The organism is Streptomyces sp. NPDC001443 (assembly GCF_053597355.1).
In genome coordinates this window covers 43510-64417 of sequence record NZ_JBSFIA010000011.1, presented here as the reverse complement: position 1 = coordinate 64417, position 20908 = coordinate 43510, and the positions used below count along the sequence as shown (strand labels likewise).

The window sequence follows — 20908 nt, the reverse complement described above, 5'->3', positions numbered from 1 at the left end:
CTTGGCTTTATGGTGTAACCGGTCGAACGTTCTGAACACGTTCAGAAAGTGTCCCGGAGGGGGCACGACGGGGAGGGACTCGCACATGCGCAAGGGGGCAAAGTCCGCCGTGGTGGCCACGGTGTTCACCGTGATGGTGGGCGGGGCCGGATACGGCGCCTACAACTTCGTGTCCGCGCTGAACGAGAGCGCGGAAGGCGGGGTGGCGTCGAAGGCGGGCGAGGCGACCCCCGTGAAGACCGGCCCGCCGAGCAGGGCCGAGGTGAAGGAGACCACCGCCGCCTTCTTCGCGGCCTGGGAGAAGGGGGACGCGGCGAAGGCCGCGGGGTACACGAACAACGACACCAAGGCCGAACCGCTGCTGACCTCGTACAGCGAGGACGCGCACATCACGGGGGTGCGGATCACGCCGGGCACCGCGAGCGGCGCCACGGTCCCCTTCACGGTCAAGGCGAAGGTGTCGTACGACGGGAAGTCCGAGCCGCTCGACTACAGCAGCCGGCTGACGGTGGTGCGCGGGGTCACCACCGGGCGGGCGCTGGTCGACTGGGAGCCCTCGGTCGTGCACCCGCAGCTGACGGGCATGGACGACACCCTGGTCACCGGCGAGTCGGCGAAGCCGCCGATCGAGGCCGTGGACCGCGACGGGAAGGTCCTGACGAAGGAGAAGTACCCCTCCCTCGGGCCGATCCTGGACGAGCTGCGCGAGAAGTACGGCGAGCAGGCGGGCGGCACGCCCAGCGTGGAGCTGAGCATCCGGCACGCCGACGGCAACGCCGCCGACACCACGCTGCTGACCCTGGCGAAGGGCAAGGCGGGGCGGCTGCCGACGACGCTCAGCGCGAGCGCGCAGGCCGCGGCCGAACGGGCGGTCGAGAAGTACGCCGAGTCGTCCGTGGTGGCCGTGCAGCCGAGCACCGGCGAGGTGCTGGCCGTCGCCAACCACCGGGGCGACGGCTTCAACGCGGCCTTCCTGGGGCGGCTGGCCCCCGGCTCCACCATGAAGATCATCAGCGCGGCGACCCTCATCGACGCCGGGATCACCACCGCGACCGGCCCCGCACCCTGCCCTGACAACGCTGTCTGGCAGAGCCAGACCTTCCACAACCTCACGGGCATGGCGCCGGACGAGCACGCCACCCTCTCCGACAGCTTCTCGCGCTCCTGCAACACGGCGTTCGTGAAGTACGCGGACGAGGTCAAGGTCGACTCCCTGACCCAGGAGGCCCAGAACCGGTTCGGGCTCGGGCGGGACAACTGGAAGACCGGCATCCCGTCCTTCGACGGCTCCGTACCGGCCTCCGGCGGCCCGGACACCGCCGCCAACCTGATCGGCCAGGGCCAGGTCCAGATGAGCCCGCTGAACATGGCCTCGGTGACGGCCACCGCCATGACGGGCGCCTTCCACCAGCCGGTGATCGTGCCCCGCAGCCTCGACGACCGCGAACTCGCCACGGCCCGGGGGCTGCCGGCCGGCACGGTCCAGCAGCTGCGCTCCATGATGAACCGCACGGCCACCAGCGGCACCGCGGCCCGCGCGATGGCCGGTTTGAGCGGCCGCATCGGCGCGAAGACCGGCTCCGCCGAGGTCGACGGCCAGGCGAAGTCGAACAGCTGGTTCACCGGGTACCGCAACGACGTCGCGGCGGCGGCCATGACCCAGGAGGGCGGCCACGGCGGCGACGCGGCGGGCCCGATCGTGGCGGCGGTGCTGGGCGCGGCCGGCTGAGGCGGCCCGCACGGCACGGCCGGTGCGGCGCCCGCACTGCCCGTGCGGCGCCCCCACGGCCGGTACGCGGCCGCTCGTACAGGTGGCCCACGTCACCCGCACAGGACGGGACTCTAGGCTGGTCGCGTCGTTGAGTGTGTGAGGGCAACGTGGGCGGCGGGGCGAGGGGCCCTGGGAAACGCGGAGGGCAGGGCTGTGGGCAAGCGGAGACGGGTCGCCGAACAACGGCGGCGCACGAGACCTGCGGTGGTCGGCGGGATCGTCGCCGTCGTGGTGGCGGGTGCCGGGCTCGGGGGGTACGCGCTGTTCGGCGGCGGGGCATCGGCCGAGGACGGGGCGACGGCCTCGTCCGACAAGCCGAAGGTCAAGACCGGCCCGCTGTCGGCGACCGAGGTCACCACCACGGCCGGGCGGTTCCTGACGGCCTGGCAGCAGGGCAGTCCCACCGTGGCCGCTGCGGTCACGGACGACTCCGCGGCCGCGACCGCCCTGCTGACCGGCTACACCAAGGACGCCCATGTCACCGGCGTCACCCTCACCGCGGGCACCCGTGTCGGCGACAAGGTGCCGTTCTCGGTGAAGGGCACGGTGACGTACAAGGGCGTCAGCAAGCCGCTCGCGTACGACAGCGCGCTCACGGTCGTGCGCCGGGCCTCGGACGGCAAGCCGCTGGTCGGCTGGCACGCCTCCGTCGTCCATCCCGACCTCCAGGACGGCGACACGCTCGTCACCGACGACTCCGACACCCCGCCGGTGACGGCCCTGGACCGGAACGGCGGGGAGATCACCACTGCCAAGTACCCGTCACTGGGGCCGGTGCTGGACGGACTGCGGGAGAAGTACGGCAAGATCGCGGGCGGCAGGGCGGGCATCGAGCTTCGAGTGGCGCGCGGGAAGGCCTCGAAGGCCGGCAAGGCCTCCGACAAGACCCTGCTGGAGCTGAGCAAGGGCACCCCGGGCACGGTGAGGACCACGCTGAGCCCGACCCTCCAGGCGGCGGCCGAACAGCAGGTGACCAAGCAGCAGCGGGCGTCGGTGGTCCTCATGCGCCCGTCCACGGGCGAGATCCTCGCGGTGGCCAACACCAGCCACACCTTCAACACGGCGTTCCAGGGCTCCCTCGCGCCCGGCTCCACGATGAAGGTCATCACCTCCTCGCTGCTGATCGAGAAGAACCTCGCGTCGGCGGACAAGAAGCACCCCTGCCCCAAGACCTTCAGCTACGGCGGCTGGAAGTTCCACAACGACGACGACTTCGAGATCAAGGACGGCACGTTCAAGGCGAGCTTCGCGCGCTCCTGCAACACGGCCTTCATCAGCCAGGCGGGCAAGCTCTCGGACTCCGACCTGACCAAGCAGGCACAGCAGGTCTTCGGGCTGTCGATGAACAACTGGGCGATCGGTGTGCCCACCTTCGACGGCGAGGTGCCGCCGCAGAGCAAGGCTCAGAAGGCGGCCGAGCTGATCGGCCAGGGCGGGGTGCGGATGAACCCGCTGAACATGGCCTCCGTCGCCGCGACGGTGAAGTCGGGTACCTTCCGCCAGCCCTATCTGGTCTCCTCGAAGACCGACGGCCGCACGCTGGCCACCGCCACGCGCACCCTGTCCGGCGCGACGCTGGCGCAGTTGCGCGAGCTCATGCAGTACACGGCCGCCTACGGCACCGCCGCGCAGGCGATGTCGGGGCTCGGCCCGGACTACGGCGCCAAGACCGGCTCGGCCGAGGTGGACAACCAGGAGAAGCCGAACGGCTGGTTCACGGCGTACCGCGGGGACCTCGCGGCCGCCGGTGTCGTCCAGGCGGGCGGCCACGGCGGCGACACGGCGGGCCCGATCGTGGCGGCCCTGCTGCGGATGGGCGGCTGAGCGGACCGGACCCCGGCCCGCAGGCGGCCGGGCCGCAGGCCGTCCTCAGTTCGACAGGGGCATGGGCACGGCCGTGTACGTGTGGCGCAGGAAGCGGATCAGCGTCTTCGTGTCGAACTGCACCACCGAGACCCCCTGCGCCGAGTGGAACTCGACGACGGTCTGGACCCGGCCGCACGGCCACACCCGTACGTCCCCCGACCCCGCCGGGGCGCGCAGCCCCTCCTCCAGCAGGGAGCGGGAGAACGTCCACTCGCGCCGGCCGGCAAGGGCGATGCGCACGACCCGGGGATCGGCGTCCGGGTCGTAGCGCAGCCGTACGGGGGCCGCCTCGGGCTCCGCCCCGTCGTTCTCGTCGGTGACGATGTGGGCTCGCGCGTACTGCTCGACTACAGACATCGACGACCCCTCACCATGCGTGACCGATTCGGAATCTACGAATCCGATTTCTCGCTTCCTCTCCAATGTCGCATATTTCACAGAATGCGCCCATCGGGGCGAGCGTCCCGTTCAAGCGGTGCACGATGCACGAGCATCTCGCTCTTGCAACTCGTTCGCATTAAGCCACTATCATCGAACGGTGCATGTGCCTGACGGATTCATCAACGCCCCCACGTCCGCCGTGACCGGAGTCGTCGCCGCGGGAGCCGTCGCCGTGAGCCTGCGCGGCGCCCGCCGCGAGCTCGACGAGCGCACGGCCCCGCTGGCCGGACTCGTGGCCGCGTTCATCTTCGCCGTGCAGATGCTGAACTTCCCGGTCGCGGCCGGGACCAGCGGACATCTGCTGGGCGGCGCGCTCGCCGCGATACTCGTCGGCCCCTTCACCGGGGTCCTGTGCGTGTCCGTGGTCCTGCTCATGCAGGGCATCCTCTTCGCCGACGGCGGTCTGACCGCGCTCGGCGTCAACATCACCGACATGGCGATCGTGACGACCGTGGTCGCCTACGCCGTCTTCCGCGGCCTGCTGCGGGTGCTGCCGCGCAAGCGGCGGTCGGTGACGGTCGCCTCCTTCGTCGCCGCCCTGCTCTCCGTCCCGGCCGCCGCCGTGGCGTTCACGCTGATCTACGCGGTCGGCGGCACCACGGACGTCTCCCTCGGCAAGGTCGCCACCGCCATGGTCGGCGTGCATGTGCTGATCGGCATCGGCGAGGCCGTGATCACCGCGCTGACCGTCGGTGCCGTGATCGCCGTACGCCCGGACCTCGTCCACGGCGCGCGCGGTCTGGAGCAGCGGCTGAAGCTGCGGGTGAACGGCGACCTGGTCGACGTCCCCGCCGCCGCGCCCTCCCCGGTGGCCGCCCGCACCTCCCGGCGCACGCTGTGGATCACCGGTCTCGTCGCCTCCCTGGCGCTGGCCGGCTTCGTCAGCTTCTACGCCTCCGCCTCCCCCGACGGCCTGGAGAAGGTCGCCCACGACCAGGGCATCGACCGCAAGGCCGAGCGGCACGCGTCCGACGGCTCCCCGCTGGCCGGCTACGGCGTCAAGGACGTCGACGACGCGCGCCTGTCGGGCGGTCTCGCGGGCGTGATCGGCGTCGGCGTCACCGTCGTCGCGGGCAGCGCGGTGTTCTGGACGGTGCGCAGACGCCGTACGGCCGACGTGTCGCCCGCGTCCACGTCCGTGTCCGCGGGCGCCTGAGATGGGGGCGGGACACGCGCACCGGCTCTACCGGCACGGCCACTCCCCCGTGCACGGGCTGCCGCCGCACACCAAACTGGCCGCCGCGTTCGCCTTCGTGGTGGTCGTGGTGTCGACCCCGCGGGAGGCGATGTGGGCGTTCGGCCTGTACGCCGCCCTGCTGGCCCTGGTCGCGTACGCCGCGCGCGTGCCGGCCGGGTTCCTGCTGAAGCGGCTGCTGATCGAGGTGCCGTTCGTCGCGTTCGCCGTCCTGATGCCGTTCGTGGCGGAGGGCGAGCGGGTGGACGTGCTCGGCCTGTCGCTGAGCGTCTCCGGCCTGTGGGGCGCCTGGAACGTGCTCGCCAAGGGCACCCTCGGCGTCGCCGCCTCCGTCCTGCTGGCCTCCACCACCGAACTGCGCGAACTCCTGCTCGGCCTGCAACGCCTGAAGCTCCCGCCGCTGCTGGTGCAGATCGCCTCCTTCATGATCCGGTACGGCGACGTCATCACCGACGAGATGCGGCGGATGCGCATCGCCCGGGAGTCGCGCGGCTTCGAGGCGAAGGGCGTACGGCACTGGGGGGTGCTCGCGAAGTCCGCGGGCGCGCTGTTCATCCGCTCCTACGAACGCGGCGAGCGGGTGCACCTGGCCATGGTCAGCCGGGGGTACGCCGGCGCGATGCCGGTCATCGACGAGGTGACCGCCTCCCGGGCGCAGTGGTCGTACGCCCTCACCCTCCCCTTCGCCGCCCTCGTCGTATGTCTGCTGGGATGGACGCTGTGACACCTTCACTGGACGTGGCCGGACTGGCCTTCGCCTACCCCGACGGCCACCAGGCCCTGTTCGGCGTGGACTTCAGCATCGCGCGCGGCGAACGGGTCGCGCTGCTCGGGCCGAACGGCGCGGGCAAGACGACCCTCGTACTGCACCTCAACGGCATCCTGACCGGCGGGGCGGGCACGGTGACGGTCGCGGGCCTGCCGGTCGGCAGGAAGCACATGGCCGAGATCCGCCGCCGGGTGGGCATCGTCTTCCAGGACCCCGACGACCAGCTCTTCATGCCGACCGTCCGGGAGGACGTGGCCTTCGGTCCGGCGGCGGCCGGCCTGAAGGGGCCGGAACTGGAGCGGCGGGTGGACCGCGCCCTGGAGCAGGTCGGCATGGCGGGGTTCAAGGACCGCCCGCCGCACCACCTCTCCTTCGGGCAGCGCCGCCGGGTGGCCGTGGCGACCGTGCTGGCGATGGAGCCGGAGATCCTCGTCCTGGACGAGCCCTCGTCGAACCTGGACCCCGCCTCCCGGCGCGAACTCGCCGACATCCTGCGGTCGTTGGACGTGACGGTGCTGATGGTCACGCACGACCTGCCGTACGCGCTGGAGCTGTGCCCGCGGGCGCTGGTCCTGAGCGAGGGCGTGATCGCGGCCGACGGGCGCACGGGCGAACTGCTCTCGGACGACGCGCTGATGCGTTCCCACCGCCTGGAACTCCCCTTCGGCTTCGACCCCCGCTCGGTGACAATGGGCGCGTGACCCACCAAGAGGACGCCCGGCCGGACTCCGCGGCGGACACCGGACCGCAGGCCGCACCGGACTCGGGGCCGCTCCCCGGATCCGGCCCCGGGCCGGACGCCGAGCCACCGCTGCTGGACGACCAGTTGTGCTTCGCGCTGTACGCGGCCCAGCGCGCGGTGACGGCGGCCTACCGTCCGCTGCTCGACGAGCTCGGTCTCACCTATCCGCAGTACCTGGTGCTGCTGGTGCTCTGGGAACGGGGCGAGATCACCGTCAAGGAGCTGACCGAGGCACTGCGGCTCGACTACGGCACGGTCTCGCCGCTGCTGAAGCGGCTGGAGTCGGCGGGCCTGGTGCGCCGGGAGCGCTCGGCGCACGACGAGCGCTCGGTGTTCGTGGCCGTCACCGGGCGCGGGGAGGCGCTCAGGGAGCGTGCGGCACGGGTGCCCGGCGCGCTGCTCACGGCGACGGGGCTCGACGCGAAGGCGGTGGCGAGGCTGCGCGAGGAGCTGTGGGAGCTGACCGGACGGGCGCTCGACGCGGCCGGACGCCTGCGCTGAAGCACCGGCCGCGAGTATTACCCACGGTTACTCCCCCCATCCGCCACCCTGCCCATACCGGCCGGTACCTTGTGCACGATGTACCTGTAACTTCCGTGCCGCCTGCCGTTTGTGCAACGCCCTGGGGGAGGTCCCGCCGTGATCGAAGGCGCCGCTGTCGACACCCGCCCGACAAAGATCATGTATGTCGCCGAGGCCACCGCGCACGGCGGCCGCAACGGCTATGTCACCAGCCAGGACGGCCAGATCGACCTGAAGGTCGCGATGCCCCCGGCGCTGGGCGGCGACGGCGACGGCACCAATCCGGAGCAGCTGTTCGCGGCCGGCTACAGCTCCTGCTTCCACAACGCGCTGATCCTCGTCGGCAACCGCGCGGGCTACGACCTGGCCGGCTCCACGGTCGCCGCGAAGGTCGGCATCGGCCCCAACAAGACCCACGGCTACGGCCTCGCGGTCGCCCTGAGCGTGTCCCTCCCGGTGCTCGACGCGGAGATCGCCGCGAAGCTCGTGGACGCGGCCCACCAGGTCTGCCCCTACTCCAACGCCACCCGCGGCAACATCGACGTGACGATTGTCCTGGGCTGAGCTGCCGCCGGCCCGCCCGGAGCTGGTCACCCCCGTGGAATCGAAGGCCGGACGCCTGTGTTGCACTGACTGTCGCAAGTCGGTGCAGGGAAAGGACTCCGGACGTGATCGTGAACGGCACAGTGGCCGAGGGCTTCGAGCCGGTCGGGGAAGCGTTCGTACGGAACTTCGAGGTGCTCGGGGACCGAGGCGCGGCGGTGGCCGTCTACCGGGACGGGCACCGGGTCGTGGACCTGTGGGGCGGCACCCGGGACGTCGACGGCACGGCGCCCTGGGAGCGGGACACCGCCCAGATAGTGCGCTCGGCCACCAAGGGCGTGGCCGCCGCCGCGCTCCTGCTGCTGCACCAGCGCGGCGAGCTGGACCTCGATGCTCCGGTCGGCGACCACTGGCCCGAGTACAAGGCGGCGGGCAAGGAGCGGACCCGCGTCGCGGACGTGCTGGCGCACCGCGCGGGCGTGCCGGTGCTGGACCGGCCGCTGAGCCCCGCCGAGGCGGCCGATCCCGATCTCGGGGCGGCGGCGGTCGCCGCGCAGGCGCCGGTCTGGGAGCCGGGCACGGCGCACGGCTACCACGCACAGACCTACAGCTGGCTGACCGGCGAACTGGTCCGGCGGATCACGGGCCTGCCGGTCGGCGAGTGGATCGCGGCCGAGATCGCCGGACCGGCCGGCGCCGACCTCCGGCTCGGGATCGCCCCGGCGCAGGCCGGCCGGGTGGGCCGGGTCGGACAGATCGAGCCCCCGGCCGGCGCGGGCACCCTGCGGGTCCGGCCCACCCGGGCCGTCGCCGACGCCTACGCCGACCCCGAGTCCCTGACCCGCCGCGCCTTCGCCGCGATCACGCCCCTGCCGGACGAGAACGACCCGGCGTACCGGGCTGCGGCCCTGCCCGCCTCCAACGGCGTCGCGACGGCCGACGGACTGGCCCGCTTCTACGCCTCCCTGATCGGCGAAGTCGACGGCGGGAAGCGGCTGTTCACCTCGCGGACGATGGAGCTGGCCCGGGGCGAGCAGGCCTCGGGCGCCGACCGCGTCCTGGTCGTCGGCACCCGCTTCGGCCTGGGCTACATGCTGCACGGCGCGGCCTCGCCGCTTCTGTCCCCCACCTCCTTCGGCCACCCCGGCCGCGGCGGCGCGCTCGGCTTCGCCGACCCCGAGTCGGGTCTCGCCTTCGGCTATGTGACGAACGGGTTCAGGACGAGCGTGACGGCCGATCCGCGGGCACAGGCCCTGGTACGGGCGGTACGCGAGGCACTGCCCCGCTGAACGGCGACGGCCGGACGCAGCGGCCGGGACGTGCGGCCGGGCCACGGAACCCGGCCGCACGTCCCGGCCGCGGACCTTTCCTAGACGTGGATCGCGTGCGAGATCCGCCCGGACTCGGCGTCGATCTCCCCGTGCGCCTTGCTCAGCAGCTGCATGGCCATCTCGTTCAGCGCACGGGCGGCCGCCACCTCCTCCCCGACTCTCGGCTGATTGGAGTCGGAGTGGTGACGGCTGGCGTGACCGTGCCCGTGTACCTCGGTGCCGTCGGGCAGGCGCACCATCGCGACCGCGCGCGTGTGCTGGTCGTCCTCCAGGAACTCCATCTCGACATGCCATCCCACTGCGGTGTGCATCATGACGATCACCTCCACAAACGCCTGCTTCCAGGGTGCCCCTCCCCACGCACCACCGCACCCACGGAGCCCCGCTTCCACAGCGGAGCCCCCGCCCGCACCGGTCCAGGGTCGCGGCTAACCGGCGTGCAGCATCAGCCCGATGCCCACCACCAGCAGCCCGGCGGCGGCGATCCGCGGCAGCCCGAACCGCTCCTTGAAGAACAGGGCACCGATCCCCGCGCCGACGATGACCGATGTCATATCGGGCTCATACAGTGTTTGTCATGAGCCGATCCAAGTTACCCAAGGCCGGCGTCACGCCGGGGGAGCCCGCGGCGATCTACTGCCGCATTTCGCACACGAAGGACGAGGACCAGACCGGCGTAGACCGTCAGGAACGCCTCTGCCGAGAGATCGCCGAACGGCTTCAGCTGCGCATCGAGGCGACCCACGTCTATGTGGACAACAACCGTTCGGCATGGCAGCGCAACCGCAAACGGCCCGGGTGGGAAGCGATGCTGAGGGCCATGGGAGACGGAGAGATCCGGCACGTCATCGTCTACCACCCCGACCGCCTCATGAGGCAGCCCAAGGACCTCGAAGAGCTGCTCTCGATGGCCGACGATAAGCGCGTCCTGCTGCACGGCGAGGCCAACCGCCGTGATCTCTCGGACCCCGACGACCGGTTCATCCTCCGCATCGAGGTTGCCCACGCGTGCCGCTCCTCCGACGACACGTCGCGCCGCCTCAAGGACGCCTTGAAGGACCACGCCCGCTCAGGCCGGCCGCACGTGGGCAACCGACCGTACGGCTACACCCGTGACGGCCGCGCGATCGTCGATGAAGAGGCGGAGATCGTCCGTGAGGTCTACCGCCGTTTCCTCGACGGCGAGTCGGCGATCCGCATAGCCCGGGACCTGGCCGCGCGCGAGATTCCCACCTCCAAGGGCAAGGCCTGGAACCCGGAGAACGTTCGCCACCTGCTGTCGTCCCACTTCGTGGCCGGACTGCGGTTCCACCTCGGCGAAGAAGTGGCCGTCGGAACGTGGCCCGCCATCATCGACCGGGGCCAGTGGGACGAGGTCCAGAGGCTCAGGGAATACCGCGCCCAGCAACACCGGGAAACGAAGAAGCGGCCGCTCCGGAACTACGTCCTGCGTGGGGTGGTCACCTGCGCGTGCGGATCACGCATGGGAGGAACGAACAGCGTCCGGTACGCCTACTACCGGTGCAACCGCTCCGACAACACCGACCAGCAGAAGTGCAACCGATCCATCTCCGCCGAACCGCTGGAGGCGTTCGTACGGGACGTGGCGATCAAGGTTCTGACCCAGCTGGACACCTCCGGCTACGAACCCGCCACCACCACACGCCCAGAGGCCGACGTCATCGCGGACGACAGAGACCGAGAGAAGCTGCGAGAGCTGAAAGAACTATGGCTCCACGACGACGACTTCACCACTGCGGACTTCCAGGCCATGCGCACGCCGATCGTCAAGCGGATGAAGGAGCGTCAGCGGAAGACCGTCAAGCGACCGGTCGTCGTCCTAGAGGGGATAGCTGGACCGGAAGCCGAAGCCAACTGGGAGAAGCTGGAGAAGGCGCGGGACTACGCCCGCATGAACGCGATCTACCGGTTCCTGTTCGCCGCTGTGATCGTTCGCCCGCCGACACGAAAGGGTCGAGGGTTCGACCCCGAACGGGTGGACATCGAGCCGAACTCTCTGGATTAGAAGCTCTGTTGAACGAGTGACACAACATCGCCATCCACTCTGGCAAGTCTCCCGCCAGCCACCTCGGCCCTTCACGGTCCGCCCCTTTGATCCCGCTCAGCGATCTCTCACCCACAACCGATTGGTCACAAGATCGCACAGACCCTGGCCCCCACAGACGCAAACCATGATCATGCGTACGTTGTGGCTCGATCGGCTAGGAGGGTAAACGCTCCGGCCTTGCACCTGAAGGACAGACATGGGGAAGCATGATGAGACAGCGCCGGACCTGCTGAACGTTGGTGATGCGCACACCTTCGATTGCGGACTGAAGCTGAGCTTCACCAACTTCCAGACTCCCGAAATGGACGAGAAAGCTCTCAGAGAGAGGGCTAAGGATGAGGGAATGCGCGGATCGAAGGATTCCCTCAACTTCTTTCAGGTCAATGCCGTCGTGGAGAATGTCGGCCCCAAAAAACTCAAGTTCGATCTGCATTATCAATACCATTACGCGCGCGTCGGGGATCCGGCCCGCAAGGCCACAGGGTTGGACGATCTTGATGGCGCCCTGTTCGACGTAATCCTCCATCCAGGGCGCCGTCTGGCAGGGTATTTCCTCTTCGCCTCGAAGAAGGAATGGGGGACCCGCATTGAGCTTGACTCAAAGATCTATCTTGACCCCAGTTACACCACACTGTCGAGCGTATGGGTAGGTCACCTGTCCGGCACTGCCAGCTACGATGCCACTCCAACTATTGCGACACCCATACCGACGGCATCTCAGCCCGTCAACACTTCCGCCGCGACTCTTGCAGCGGTCCAAGCAGAGATGCGTAAGCGGGATGAGGGTAAGCGGATAGCACTGGAAAACCCGCGTCTCGCACTCGAACTTGGCATCGGAGACCCCGACCGGCAGGCCGGTTTTGATGACGGTGGACTCATCGACATCAACGGCGTACAAGCAGAAACACTGAGTCGAACATTCCGCCTTTCCGCTGATGCATCCTCGCGAATCGTCGGCGCTCGGGCGCGTGTCGGCGGAACCTTCACCAGCATAGAGGAAATCGTTCTTTACGCCGAACTTAGCCTGCGCGAAGAGCAGCTTTTGCGGGAACGGGCGGTCGTTCTGCCATGGTAACTACCTCGATCGATGCCGCAGCGAGCTACCGCTTTAGAAGACCTGAATAGCGAAGTCAACTGCCGAAGCGTGAAACATGATCCTCCAACACGTGGCAGATAGCAGAAGCCGCACCTCAAACGGAACACTTGAGGTGCGGCCCGCGCGAACCGGGGGATATTCCAATACCGAAGGTCGCAATTACCTATAACACAGGGTCAGCCCACGCGAGCCCAACCAAACAGGACGGCTCCGACACCGCGACCCCGCCAATCACAACGAAATATTCTTAGAAGGATTTCTGTGTAGGGCCAAGGAGCCGCGCCAGTCGCTCAGCACTCTTCGGCCCTATCCTCCTGGGGAACTTGGCCACTTGACGCTCGACAGCCCGAGCCCACTGCTCATTGCGTTGTCCCGTCACAACACCTCTTGCCGATCCCGAGCGATCTCGCGATTCGCAGCAAGGTCTTCGGCGACTCCAGCGGCCAGGAGTGCCGCGCCAGGAGTGTGCCCGGAACCTACGTAGCGCCAGTGCCGTTCGATGATCGCTTCGGGGATCTCGGTGTGGCCCCTGTGGTGGGCGCGTTCGGCGCGGAGTGCCGCGTAGGTGGTGGAGTAGGCACGGGACTTGGTGAGAATGTGGCCCCGGTAGCCGAGGGTATGGACCCAGGCCCGCAGGTGAAGGGACGCGTATTCGGGGAGTCCGCCGAGTCGCCAGCAGGTGCGCATGAGGCTGCGGACGTGATCGGACACGCAAGCCGTCTCGATGTCATCCCAGGTCCTGAGCCTGTGATCGGTACCGGCGCCGGTCTCGTTCGCTCCCTTGGTGACGTACTTCGCGACGTACGCGGCTACGGCGTCGTCGTCCGGGCCGTCACCGTCGGCGTGGAGGGGCCGGGTGTCGATCTGGACGCCCCAGCGGAGGGCGATTTCACCGACGGCGGAGCTGTGAGGGGGGCGGACCATAATCCGTCCCGCGGTGGCGTGTACGGCGTCGGCCAGTCGGGCGACCGTGCCCCAAGACGGGGGTTCGGCGGTCGGTCCGTCCGGGCCGTCGAGGCGGACGACGGCGTGGACGTGGACGGCGGCCCGTTGCTGATACTCGGCGACTCGTGCGAAGGACAGTCGCGCGTGTTCCGGGAAGCGGGACTGGGGCAGGCCGGCGGCCGAGGCGAGGTGTCGTCGAACGCCGATGACGAAGCGGTCCCAGAGCTTTCCCGCGTGCGCGTGCCAGAGCACGTGAGCCGGGTAGTCGTAGCAGTCGGCGCAGAGAGGCCGTCCGATGAGCGGGTCCGCCCCGTCATGGAAGGCGCCGCAGCCGAGCGGCCGACTGTGCTCGCACTCGCCACGGTCGCGGCGCGGTCGGCATCGGTCCCCGGCACGGTGCATGGGTCCGAAGGACGGGGCGGTCAAGGTGACGAAGAGCCGGGGCCGGTGGCGAACCCTGGCGGGAACGTTCTTGCCGCCGAGGAGGCCGGCGCGGACGAGGTGGAAGGTGTCTCCGGCGTGGAGTCGGGAGCACGGTGCGCATACGGTGGCGCGGCGGTTGCGGCAGCGGACGAGGAGACGTTCACCGGGTTCGTCACGGGTGTCGTAGTCGTGCAGGATCTCGCCGGTTGTCGCGTCACGTGTGGTCGTCGAGCCGGACAGATGTATGGGGTGCGCACAGCCGCCTGTCGCGGTGATCTGCTCCAGCCAGCGGGCGTACTGGGGGTCTTGGGCGATCCGGATGGCGTCGCGGTCTGTTTCGGAGAGCTGACGCAGGCGCGCCGCGCGGTCGAGGACGGCGCGCCTGTCGGCCGGGGTGTACTCGGGTGTGATGGTGGTGACCTTCCGGGGTGGGCCGCCGTAGCGGCTCGGGAGTTGGTGGGTGGTGCGTGGTCGGTCATGGAGGTCGCTCCTTGCGTGGTTGGGCGCGTCGGTCGTGGGTGTCAGCGGATGGTGCCGGTACCGCGGCAGACACGGCAGCGGTGACGCCGTCCGGTCCAGGTCTTGCGGGCCCCTTCGCCCTTGCAGACGGGGCATCTCACACGGCTCATGGGCATGACGGTGTTTGTCCTTCCTGCTCAGAAGTGGGCGAAGCCGCTGAAGACCCAGGTCGTGAAGCCGTTAATGGTGAGGCTGACCGGGGTCTGGCCGAGGTACATGCCGAACAGGACGATGCAGACGGCTTCCCAGGCCCGTACGTCGCGGGAGCGGACGAGGAGGCAGGTGATGATCCCGAAGACCACCACGAGGGAGACAGCTGTTCCGGTGCTGATCATTCGGAGTCCCTTTCGACGGCTGCGAGAGCGCGGGCAACAGCGAGCAGTTCCGGAGTGGTGGCCGCGTACTTCCTCGTGATCACCACGGCCTCTTCGGTCGATGTGAGGTGGGAGCGGGCACGGCTCCAGCCGCCCTCAGGTCCGGTGCAGACGGCCACGCCGCGTTCCTCCGCCGTGATCGCCTGCGCGACGGCCACGGCGTCCTTGTTCAGGTCTCCGAGGGTCATCTCTGCCGTGCCGGGGTCGTTGACGCGGTGGCAGATGCGGCCGCCGAGTTGGGCGCGCAGGGCGGTGACGCCGGATCCGAGGTCGGAGCCGACGCGCTGGCCGGCGACGACCAGGTGCAGGCCGAGTGCGGCCCCGAGTTGTGCCAGGCGCAGCAGCAACGTGGAGCACTGTTCCGCTTCCGCCTTGCTCCCGCGGGCCCCGTCGGACAGGTAGAGCTCTGCGATCTCGTCGACGATCACGACGACCGGCACGGGTCGCAGTGTGTCGGGGAGCTCCCAGATCGAGCGGACCCCGGCCGACCGGCAGGCGCTCATCCGCTCTTGCATGTCGACGACGAGCGCGCTCAGGACCGCGACCGCTTCACGTCGGCAGGTGGCAAGCGCGGACAACCGTCCGCCGAACAGGCCGAGTTCCATGCCGCCCTTGCAGTCGATGCCGACCAGGGCGACGGGTTGCGGCGCGAGTTGAGTGATCAGTCGGGCCAGCAGGGTGGATTTGCCGGACCGCGTGGCACCGACGATGAGCCAGTGCGGCACGAGGCGTAGGTCCATGACCCAGGCGCCACCGGTCTCCAGCGCGCCGATCAGCGCAGACAGTAACTCTGTTGGCGCGGTGGCTAAGCCGGGACGTTGAAGCGGATCACTGACTATCGCGGTCAGCAGGACGAGGCCGCGTTCCGGGGAGGTGACGCGGACCGCGTGAACCTTCCACGCGTGGACGAGCGCGTCGGCCGCCTGTATGTAGGTCGCCGGGGTCTGGCCCACGTGCAGGCGCACGATCACGGTCAGGCCCAGCCGCGTGGGCCGCGGGAACGACAGCCGCGGAGCCACCGGCCGCACCGGATCACCCTTGACCAGCAGGTGACCGATGAGCGTGCGCGCCGGAAGCCGGGACACCGACAGATCGTTGAGCAGGGCGACCCGACGCCAGGTAAGGATCACCCGGCATGCGGTCACCGGATAGCCGACGAGGTACCAGTGCCAGGCCGGACGGTGTCGGCGCACCAGGTCGCCGACGACGAGCATCCAGGCCAGCACGGCCAGGGCGAAGGAGATGATGTAGGGCGCCATCACGCTTCACCGCCCTTGCGCTGTGCCCCGGTCGAGGGCACGGGTGTGATGGCGTCCGCGCGGAAGCTGAGGCCGTGCCGGTCACCCATGGCCCAGGCGAACGCGGTCAGGCCTGTGACCTTGACGATCTGCCCTTCCTCGATGCCGGTCGGCTCACCGCTGACGGCAATCTCGATGACGGAGATCCGCCGCCGGTCCTGCCGCACGGTGACCGCCACGGTGTAGACCGGGTTGCCGTCCCGGTCCCTCTTCACCTCCTGTGTCTCGGAGTTGCTGATCTTCACTTCGGGAGCGATGGCGCACCGCAGTACGCCGAGCCGCGCCGTGTCCACGGGAATGGACTGCATTTCTTTGGCCTCCCTGGCCAGTCACGACATCAGTTTGATACTGACGTCACTTGTCCTTACGAGTTACGACTATGAAGTCCTGTACGGCGAGGGTGCAACTACTTATGCTGACGAGTGATGTCGCGCGTGCGACGTGCCTACGACACCGACCCGTCGGAGATGCAGAGATGTCGGAGATCCAGCGCCCCGGAGCCCTCTACCAGCAGGTGGCCGCCGCCATCCGCGAAGCGATCCTCACGGGCGAGTACGACCCCGGCGCCCCGCTGCCCTCGGAAGCGCAGCTCATGGAGCGCTATCAGGTCTCGCGTCCGACCGTCCGCAACGCAGTCGCCGCGCTGCGCGCGGAAGGACTCATCGACGTACGCCACGGCAAGGGCAGCTTCGTACGCACCAACAACGACCCGGCCGCCAGCGTCTCCCGTCACGTCGGCAAGACACCGGCCGGACACTTCACCCTGTACGGCGTAGCCGCGTGGCAGCAGGCCGAGGAGCCAAGCACCTATCGCACCCAGGCCACCGAAGCCACCGCCCACGCGTTGGAACTCCGGTTGGACGAAGCGCTGTTCGGCTGTGACCGGCTGCTGGTCGACCCGGCCACCGGAGCGCGCGCGATGCACCGCACACTGATCCCTTTCGCTACGGCCGAAGCCGTACCCGCTCTCGCCGAAACGCCGGACGCCGACCCCGCCGCCCTGTACGACATGCTGACGGGAGCCAGGCACAAGCTGTGGTGGTCCGAGTCGGTACGGGCCCGGATGCCGCTGCCCGACGAGCGCACCGCGCTGCGCCTGCCCGATGCGACTCCCGTCCTGCACGTCTCCCGCGTAACCTGCGGCACCGACGACCAGGCCCTGATTCTCGAAGAGCTCCGCATCGGAGCGGACCGCGCCGAACTCGCCTACCGGATCACCGCCGACGAGGAACCCAGCTGACGCAGTCCGGCCGGATCGCCATTGGCCATCGGTCGAAACAGTCTTCACTTCCTCAAGGGCGCGCCTGCGGCGCGCCGGGCCGCCTGGCCGCCCCGGCCGGGCGTGCGGCGTGGCCGCCGGTCCCGTCCGGTCGCCGGACGCCCCGCACCGCAGCACTCCCACGGAGTCGAGGCGACGACCGGCCGCCGAGGGCCGGGGTCCGCGGGGCTGGGGGTCGCCGGCCTCCAAGATTTTAGGCAGCTCCCATGGAGCGAGCCTCGAAGAACAGGGGGCCGATCGGGCACCACACCGGACAGGTCCAGTACCTGCCCGATCCGCCGGGCGAGCGTAAGGCCCCCTGTTCACTCGCCCCATGGCAGCTACCGCCCAAAATCTCTCCGGCCGACGACGTGCCCACGCGCGCCACTCACCAGCGGAAGCACCCCTCATCGCGCGCCACCGTCCCGGTCGGCAAGCGCCTCCAGGAACCCGGCAAGCCGCTCCACGGCGTCCGGCCAGCCGACCACGCGCACGACACCGCGCCCCTCGGCGTCAGTCGAGGCGACCGCCCGCACCTCGGACAGTTCGAACCCCGCCCCGAGCAACGCCCGATTCAGCCGGTCCGCGGACTCACGCGCCGTACGCCAGCCCGCCATGTAGTCGACGCCGTGCACCCACAGGCCGGACTCCACACACGCCGCGTCGTCGAGACCGTCACTCAGCCAGCCCTCACCCGAGCCGCTCACGTATCCCACCTCTGCCCTGATCTATGTAACGGATCGTCAACTCTGTTTGGTCCAGGGCAGATACACAGCACGAAGGCCCCGGTACCATCAGGCACCGGGGATCTTCGCGTTCCCCAACCGGGCCACCCTTCGCTTTCCAGGGCTGATGGGGTGGCCCGGTCTCGGTCTTCGGTTGTGCAGCGTGGCCCCTGAGCGCTGAGCGGGGATCTCAGCGGTCCACCTCAGGAGCCACGCCGTGTACGCCGGATAGCTCCACTTCCGGCGCCCGACTGCCGCGCACTCGTCAGAGAGCGAGACGCGCAACGACAGTCGGAGATCAACAAGACATCTGGCCCCGAGTCCCGGGATCGAGATCGAGGCGGCACCACACGGTCTTGCCGCCACGGTCTTCCGGCATCCACCACACCGCGGCCGCCAAGCGCTGCACGATCAGCAGCCCCCGACCGCTATCGGGTAAGACCGCTTCCGACAGTCCTTCCATCAGACCAGGCCAGAACGTGTCACCAAGGGGCAGCAGCGGCGGTGACGAGTCCTCGTCCGCGACCCCGATGAACAGCCACTTCGGCCACACCTTGAAGTGGACATCGACACGACGGGAGCCGCCGGGACATGCCAGAGAGCGTTCCGGCACCACGTGGTTCACCACGTTTCCCACCAGCTCCGACACGATCAGGCGAGCGTCATCCACCACTTCCTCGTAGCCCGCGCCCCGGAGAAACTCGGCCGTCTGGTCCCGCGCGACGCGTACCGCGTTGCCGCAATCGACGAAGAGCGTCAGCGTCAAGTAGTGCCCACCGGACGAGGGGTCCGGCGCGATGAACCAGTGCGCATACGCATCCAGTTCACTCGCAAAGCGCGCTTGCGTTCGCGCTCTTCTCGCGTCCATGAACGGGTCCTGTCTCACGTCACGCTCACCGGGACCCTCCCGGCAGGTGACGAGGGTGCACCCGTCAACCCACCTGCCGCTCCCCCCTCTTGGGGACCCCCCTCACCGGTACACTCGGCCTCAGGACGTGAGTGCAGATCGAGAGAGCCGATCTGACGAAGAGCGTCAGGTCAATCACGATGGGGAAGTGAGATGACCGAGGCAGCACCCACACCAGCAGCTCTGCCGCCGCACGTACTCGAACGCGCGGACGTACGGTCGGCAATCGGCAACCACGACTTCGGCGAAGTCTTCAGACTCGCCAAGCTCCATGGCCACATCAGCTACGCCAAGATCTCCGAAGCCGTCGGCTACAAGCGCGAGCACATCGGGAAGATGGCCCGCCCGGAGACCGACGGCAAGGGCACCCGCCCGCGAATCACCCAGCACTACAAGATCCTCGAAGTCGTCGACGGCTTGCGCATCCCCGGCCATCTCGCGGGACTCGCTCCCCGCCCATGGGAGCTGGAACGGCCGGCCACCAGCTCCCCGGCAGACGACCCCAGCGCTTTGATCGCGCAAGGCGGAGCCGGTCTGTGGGACATCGCCGAGATGCTCCGGCGCACCGAGATGTCCAGCATCAACAGCGCCGCCCTGGAGTCGATCGAACAGGGCATCGACCAACTGGCCCGCGCCTACCCGTACGCCGATGCCGACTACCTCCACGACCGCACCCGCAACGGCCTCCAATACGTCACCAAGCAGCTCGAAGGTCGGATGACCCTCCGCCAACACCGGGAGCTACTCGTCGACACCGGATGGCTGTTCCTGCTGAACGCCTGCGTCCAGTACGACCGCGGCCAGCGCGAGGCCGCCAACCTCAGCAAGACCGCCGCACTCCGCATCGGCCAGGAAGCAGGCCACGGCGAAATCATGGCGTGGGCATGGGAGATCGAGGCGTGGTTCGCCCTCACCCAGAGCCGTTGGCAAGACATGCTCGAAGCAGTCGAGGCCGGCCACATCGCCGATCAGACTCATTCCGTCGGCGTACAGCTCTACGCGCACAAGGCCCGAGCCGCCGCCCGTATGGGTGACAGCCGTCTTGTCCGAGACTCCCTCGACGCCGGCCGCGCCCGCTTGGACCGCCTCCCCCGCCCGGATCACCCCGAACACCACTTCATCATCGACCCCAACAAGTGGGACTTCTACGAGATGGACGCCTACCGTCTCCTCGGAGACGACGAACGCGCCGCCGCCCACGCCCGCTCAGTAATCCGCATCAGCATGGGCCCCGATGGCACCGAGATCTCCCCCATGCGCGCGGCAGAAGCCCGGCTCACCCTGGGAGTCGCCGCCGCTCGTACTGGCGACGCCGAAGAAGCCGTTGGCATGGGCATCGAGGCTCTTGAAACCGACCGCAGGTCGCTGCCGTCCCTGCTTTTAGTCGCTGATGAACTGGATCGGGAACTCCGGTCTCGATACCCGCGCGAAGCCGCAACACGTGACTTCCACGAGCGGGTCGTGATGATCAAGCGAGGTGCAGCTAGGTCAGATCTTCCATTCTGACGCTCTAATGTTTTGAGTCGGATTAAAATCTCGCTTTCTTTCCGTTTTTCTCATATCACCTCTTTCGGTGTGGGAGGGTTCAGTCATGCTGAACGAGGCGCGACAGAGACTGTTGCGGAAACGTCACGAAAATGCGAACGAAGAGATTAAGAAGCTCAGGCAGAGTGCAGATCGCCTCTCGCTCACAGAAGCCCCCTCAATTCGAGTCAGGCTTGCACTGAGAGTCTACGAACACACCTATAGGCGGGGGAGTGCCCTGGTTCAAATCTATGGGATTATCGCTGGCCTTTGGATCCTGATTCCTTTCGCGCTCGCCCTCGATGATAAATCAGGCTCAATGCGAGATACGTTGACCACCTTTGCGAAGTCGGCGGGGGCCACGTTGGAAGGTGCCCCTAGCTCTGCCGAACTGGTGACGAGTGCCGTCAGACTCTTCCTGGGAGGGCTCGTACTCTTAGCCTTCTACGTAACGTGTGCAGTCGGACCAATCTTTCTCGGGTTTCGAGTCGGGTTGGGATTTGATGGGGTTTACGCACCGGGCAGGAAGACCATTGTTTCTCGCCAGAAGTGCGCCCCTATCTATGCCTGCTATGCCACTCTATGGGCATG

The 20908-nt window shown here is 68.6% G+C and carries 20 protein-coding genes and 1 pseudogene; 12 read left to right on the top strand and 9 right to left on the bottom strand.

Annotated elements, in window-relative coordinates:
• Positions 1-85: 85 nt before the first annotated feature.
• Complete coding sequence (locus tag ACWC24_RS14670) at positions 86-1729, top strand: penicillin-binding transpeptidase domain-containing protein (protein ID WP_450663176.1); 1644 nt, start codon at positions 86-88, stop codon at positions 1727-1729.
• Positions 1730-1924: 195 nt separating this feature from the next.
• Positions 1925-3595, top strand: coding sequence for a penicillin-binding transpeptidase domain-containing protein (locus tag ACWC24_RS14665; RefSeq protein WP_450663175.1), 1671 nt, complete (start codon positions 1925-1927; stop codon positions 3593-3595).
• A gap of 45 nt (positions 3596-3640) precedes the next feature.
• On the opposite strand, the gene ACWC24_RS14660 is transcribed toward ACWC24_RS14665, so the two are convergent.
• Positions 3641-3994: an SsgA family sporulation/cell division regulator gene (locus tag ACWC24_RS14660; protein ID WP_450663174.1), complete on the bottom strand. Its 354-nt coding sequence runs from the start codon at positions 3992-3994 to the stop codon at positions 3641-3643.
• Positions 3995-4175: 181 nt separating this feature from the next.
• On the opposite strand from ACWC24_RS14660, the gene ACWC24_RS14655 reads away from it, so the two are divergent.
• From ACWC24_RS14655 to ACWC24_RS14630, 6 genes are all read left to right on the top strand, one after another.
• The gene (locus ACWC24_RS14655) at positions 4176-5234 is read left to right on the top strand and encodes an energy-coupling factor ABC transporter permease (RefSeq protein ID WP_450663173.1); all 1059 of its coding nucleotides are present in this window, start codon (positions 4176-4178) and stop codon (positions 5232-5234) included.
• A gap of 1 nt (position 5235) precedes the next feature.
• On the top strand, positions 5236-5997 hold the full coding sequence (gene cbiQ / locus ACWC24_RS14650; protein ID WP_450663172.1) for a cobalt ECF transporter T component CbiQ: 762 nt from the start codon (positions 5236-5238) through the stop codon (positions 5995-5997).
• Positions 5985-6743: an energy-coupling factor ABC transporter ATP-binding protein gene (locus ACWC24_RS14645; protein ID WP_450663171.1), complete on the top strand. Its 759-nt coding sequence runs from the start codon at positions 5985-5987 to the stop codon at positions 6741-6743. Before cbiQ ends, ACWC24_RS14645 begins: the two co-directional genes overlap by 13 nt.
• A gap of 110 nt (positions 6744-6853) precedes the next feature.
• Positions 6854-7285 carry a MarR family winged helix-turn-helix transcriptional regulator gene (locus ACWC24_RS14640; protein WP_450663280.1) on the top strand — a complete coding sequence of 144 codons (432 nt, stop codon included), beginning with the start codon at positions 6854-6856 and terminating at the stop codon, positions 7283-7285.
• 180 nt (positions 7286-7465) lie between these two features.
• Complete coding sequence (locus tag ACWC24_RS14635) at positions 7466-7870, top strand: organic hydroperoxide resistance protein (protein WP_202919796.1); 405 nt, start codon at positions 7466-7468, stop codon at positions 7868-7870.
• Positions 7871-7974: 104 nt separating this feature from the next.
• The gene (locus tag ACWC24_RS14630) at positions 7975-9138 is read left to right on the top strand and encodes a serine hydrolase domain-containing protein (protein ID WP_450663170.1); all 1164 of its coding nucleotides are present in this window, start codon (positions 7975-7977) and stop codon (positions 9136-9138) included.
• Between the two features lie 80 nt (positions 9139-9218).
• Here ACWC24_RS14630 and ACWC24_RS14625 read toward each other — a convergent pair whose 3' ends face one another.
• Together ACWC24_RS14625 and ACWC24_RS14620 are read right to left on the bottom strand one after the other, a co-directional pair.
• A complete protein-coding gene (locus ACWC24_RS14625; protein WP_450663169.1) occupies positions 9219-9494 on the bottom strand; it encodes a DUF1876 domain-containing protein in 276 nt (91 codons plus the stop codon).
• 114 nt (positions 9495-9608) lie between these two features.
• Positions 9609-9731 (bottom strand): annotated as a pseudogene (locus ACWC24_RS14620) (EamA family transporter); the annotation flags it as partial.
• A 26-nt stretch (positions 9732-9757) separates the two neighbouring features.
• On the opposite strand from ACWC24_RS14620, the gene ACWC24_RS14615 reads away from it, so the two are divergent.
• Positions 9758-11206 (top strand): recombinase family protein, encoded by a 1449-nt coding sequence (locus ACWC24_RS14615; RefSeq protein WP_450663168.1) that lies wholly within the window; start codon positions 9758-9760, stop codon positions 11204-11206.
• A gap of 238 nt (positions 11207-11444) precedes the next feature.
• Complete coding sequence (locus tag ACWC24_RS14610) at positions 11445-12323, top strand: hypothetical protein (protein ID WP_450663167.1); 879 nt, start codon at positions 11445-11447, stop codon at positions 12321-12323.
• 396 nt (positions 12324-12719) lie between these two features.
• On the opposite strand, the gene ACWC24_RS14605 is transcribed toward ACWC24_RS14610, so the two are convergent.
• Genes ACWC24_RS14605 through ACWC24_RS14590 form a run of 4 tightly spaced genes read right to left on the bottom strand, consistent with a single transcriptional unit; the run spans position 12720 to position 16211 of the window.
• A complete protein-coding gene (locus ACWC24_RS14605) occupies positions 12720-14327 on the bottom strand; it encodes a replication initiator (protein ID WP_450663166.1) in 1608 nt (535 codons plus the stop codon).
• 41 nt (positions 14328-14368) lie between these two features.
• Positions 14369-14566, bottom strand: a complete 198-nt coding sequence (locus tag ACWC24_RS14600) for a hypothetical protein (RefSeq protein ID WP_450663165.1) — start codon at positions 14564-14566, stop codon at positions 14369-14371.
• The gene (locus tag ACWC24_RS14595; protein WP_450663164.1) at positions 14563-15864 is read right to left on the bottom strand and encodes an FtsK/SpoIIIE domain-containing protein; all 1302 of its coding nucleotides are present in this window, start codon (positions 15862-15864) and stop codon (positions 14563-14565) included. The genes ACWC24_RS14600 and ACWC24_RS14595 overlap by 4 nt, the downstream gene beginning before the upstream one ends.
• The gene (locus tag ACWC24_RS14590) at positions 15864-16211 is read right to left on the bottom strand and encodes an SCO3933 family regulatory protein (RefSeq protein ID WP_450663163.1); all 348 of its coding nucleotides are present in this window, start codon (positions 16209-16211) and stop codon (positions 15864-15866) included. Before ACWC24_RS14590 ends, ACWC24_RS14595 begins: the two co-directional genes overlap by 1 nt.
• A gap of 167 nt (positions 16212-16378) precedes the next feature.
• On the opposite strand from ACWC24_RS14590, the gene ACWC24_RS14585 reads away from it, so the two are divergent.
• Positions 16379-17143, top strand: coding sequence for a GntR family transcriptional regulator (locus ACWC24_RS14585; protein WP_450663162.1), 765 nt, complete (start codon positions 16379-16381; stop codon positions 17141-17143).
• 425 nt (positions 17144-17568) lie between these two features.
• Here ACWC24_RS14585 and ACWC24_RS14580 read toward each other — a convergent pair whose 3' ends face one another.
• Together ACWC24_RS14580 and ACWC24_RS14575 are read right to left on the bottom strand one after the other, a co-directional pair.
• Complete coding sequence (locus ACWC24_RS14580) at positions 17569-17868, bottom strand: hypothetical protein (RefSeq protein WP_450663161.1); 300 nt, start codon at positions 17866-17868, stop codon at positions 17569-17571.
• 316 nt (positions 17869-18184) lie between these two features.
• Positions 18185-18754, bottom strand: a complete 570-nt coding sequence (locus tag ACWC24_RS14575; protein ID WP_450663160.1) for an ATP-binding protein — start codon at positions 18752-18754, stop codon at positions 18185-18187.
• Positions 18755-18946: 192 nt separating this feature from the next.
• On the opposite strand from ACWC24_RS14575, the gene ACWC24_RS14570 reads away from it, so the two are divergent.
• Positions 18947-20299 carry a tetratricopeptide repeat protein gene (locus ACWC24_RS14570; protein WP_450663159.1) on the top strand — a complete coding sequence of 451 codons (1353 nt, stop codon included), beginning with the start codon at positions 18947-18949 and terminating at the stop codon, positions 20297-20299.
• The last annotated feature ends 609 nt before the right edge of the window (positions 20300-20908 follow it).

Coding starts and splice junctions, on each gene's coding strand:
- ACWC24_RS14670 (WP_450663176.1), top strand. CDS start 86: ATGCGCAAGGGGGCAAAGTCCGCCGTGGTGGCCACGGTGTTCACCGTG.
- ACWC24_RS14660 (WP_450663174.1), bottom strand. CDS start 3,994: ATGTCTGTAGTCGAGCAGTACGCGCGAGCCCACATCGTCACCGACGAG.
- cbiQ (WP_450663172.1), top strand. CDS start 5,236: ATGGGGGCGGGACACGCGCACCGGCTCTACCGGCACGGCCACTCCCCC.
- ACWC24_RS14645 (WP_450663171.1), top strand. CDS start 5,985: ATGGACGCTGTGACACCTTCACTGGACGTGGCCGGACTGGCCTTCGCC.
- ACWC24_RS14635 (WP_202919796.1), top strand. CDS start 7,466: ATGTATGTCGCCGAGGCCACCGCGCACGGCGGCCGCAACGGCTATGTC.
- ACWC24_RS14625 (WP_450663169.1), bottom strand. CDS start 9,494: ATGATGCACACCGCAGTGGGATGGCATGTCGAGATGGAGTTCCTGGAG.
- ACWC24_RS14615 (WP_450663168.1), top strand. CDS start 9,758: ATGAGCCGATCCAAGTTACCCAAGGCCGGCGTCACGCCGGGGGAGCCC.
- ACWC24_RS14610 (WP_450663167.1), top strand. CDS start 11,445: ATGGGGAAGCATGATGAGACAGCGCCGGACCTGCTGAACGTTGGTGAT.
- ACWC24_RS14605 (WP_450663166.1), bottom strand. CDS start 14,327: ATGCCCCGTCTGCAAGGGCGAAGGGGCCCGCAAGACCTGGACCGGACG.
- ACWC24_RS14600 (WP_450663165.1), bottom strand. CDS start 14,566: ATGATCAGCACCGGAACAGCTGTCTCCCTCGTGGTGGTCTTCGGGATC.
- ACWC24_RS14595 (WP_450663164.1), bottom strand. CDS start 15,864: ATGGCGCCCTACATCATCTCCTTCGCCCTGGCCGTGCTGGCCTGGATG.
- ACWC24_RS14590 (WP_450663163.1), bottom strand. CDS start 16,211: ATGCAGTCCATTCCCGTGGACACGGCGCGGCTCGGCGTACTGCGGTGC.
- ACWC24_RS14585 (WP_450663162.1), top strand. CDS start 16,379: ATGTCGGAGATCCAGCGCCCCGGAGCCCTCTACCAGCAGGTGGCCGCC.
- ACWC24_RS14575 (WP_450663160.1), bottom strand. CDS start 18,754: ATGGACGCGAGAAGAGCGCGAACGCAAGCGCGCTTTGCGAGTGAACTG.
- ACWC24_RS14570 (WP_450663159.1), top strand. CDS start 18,947: ATGACCGAGGCAGCACCCACACCAGCAGCTCTGCCGCCGCACGTACTC.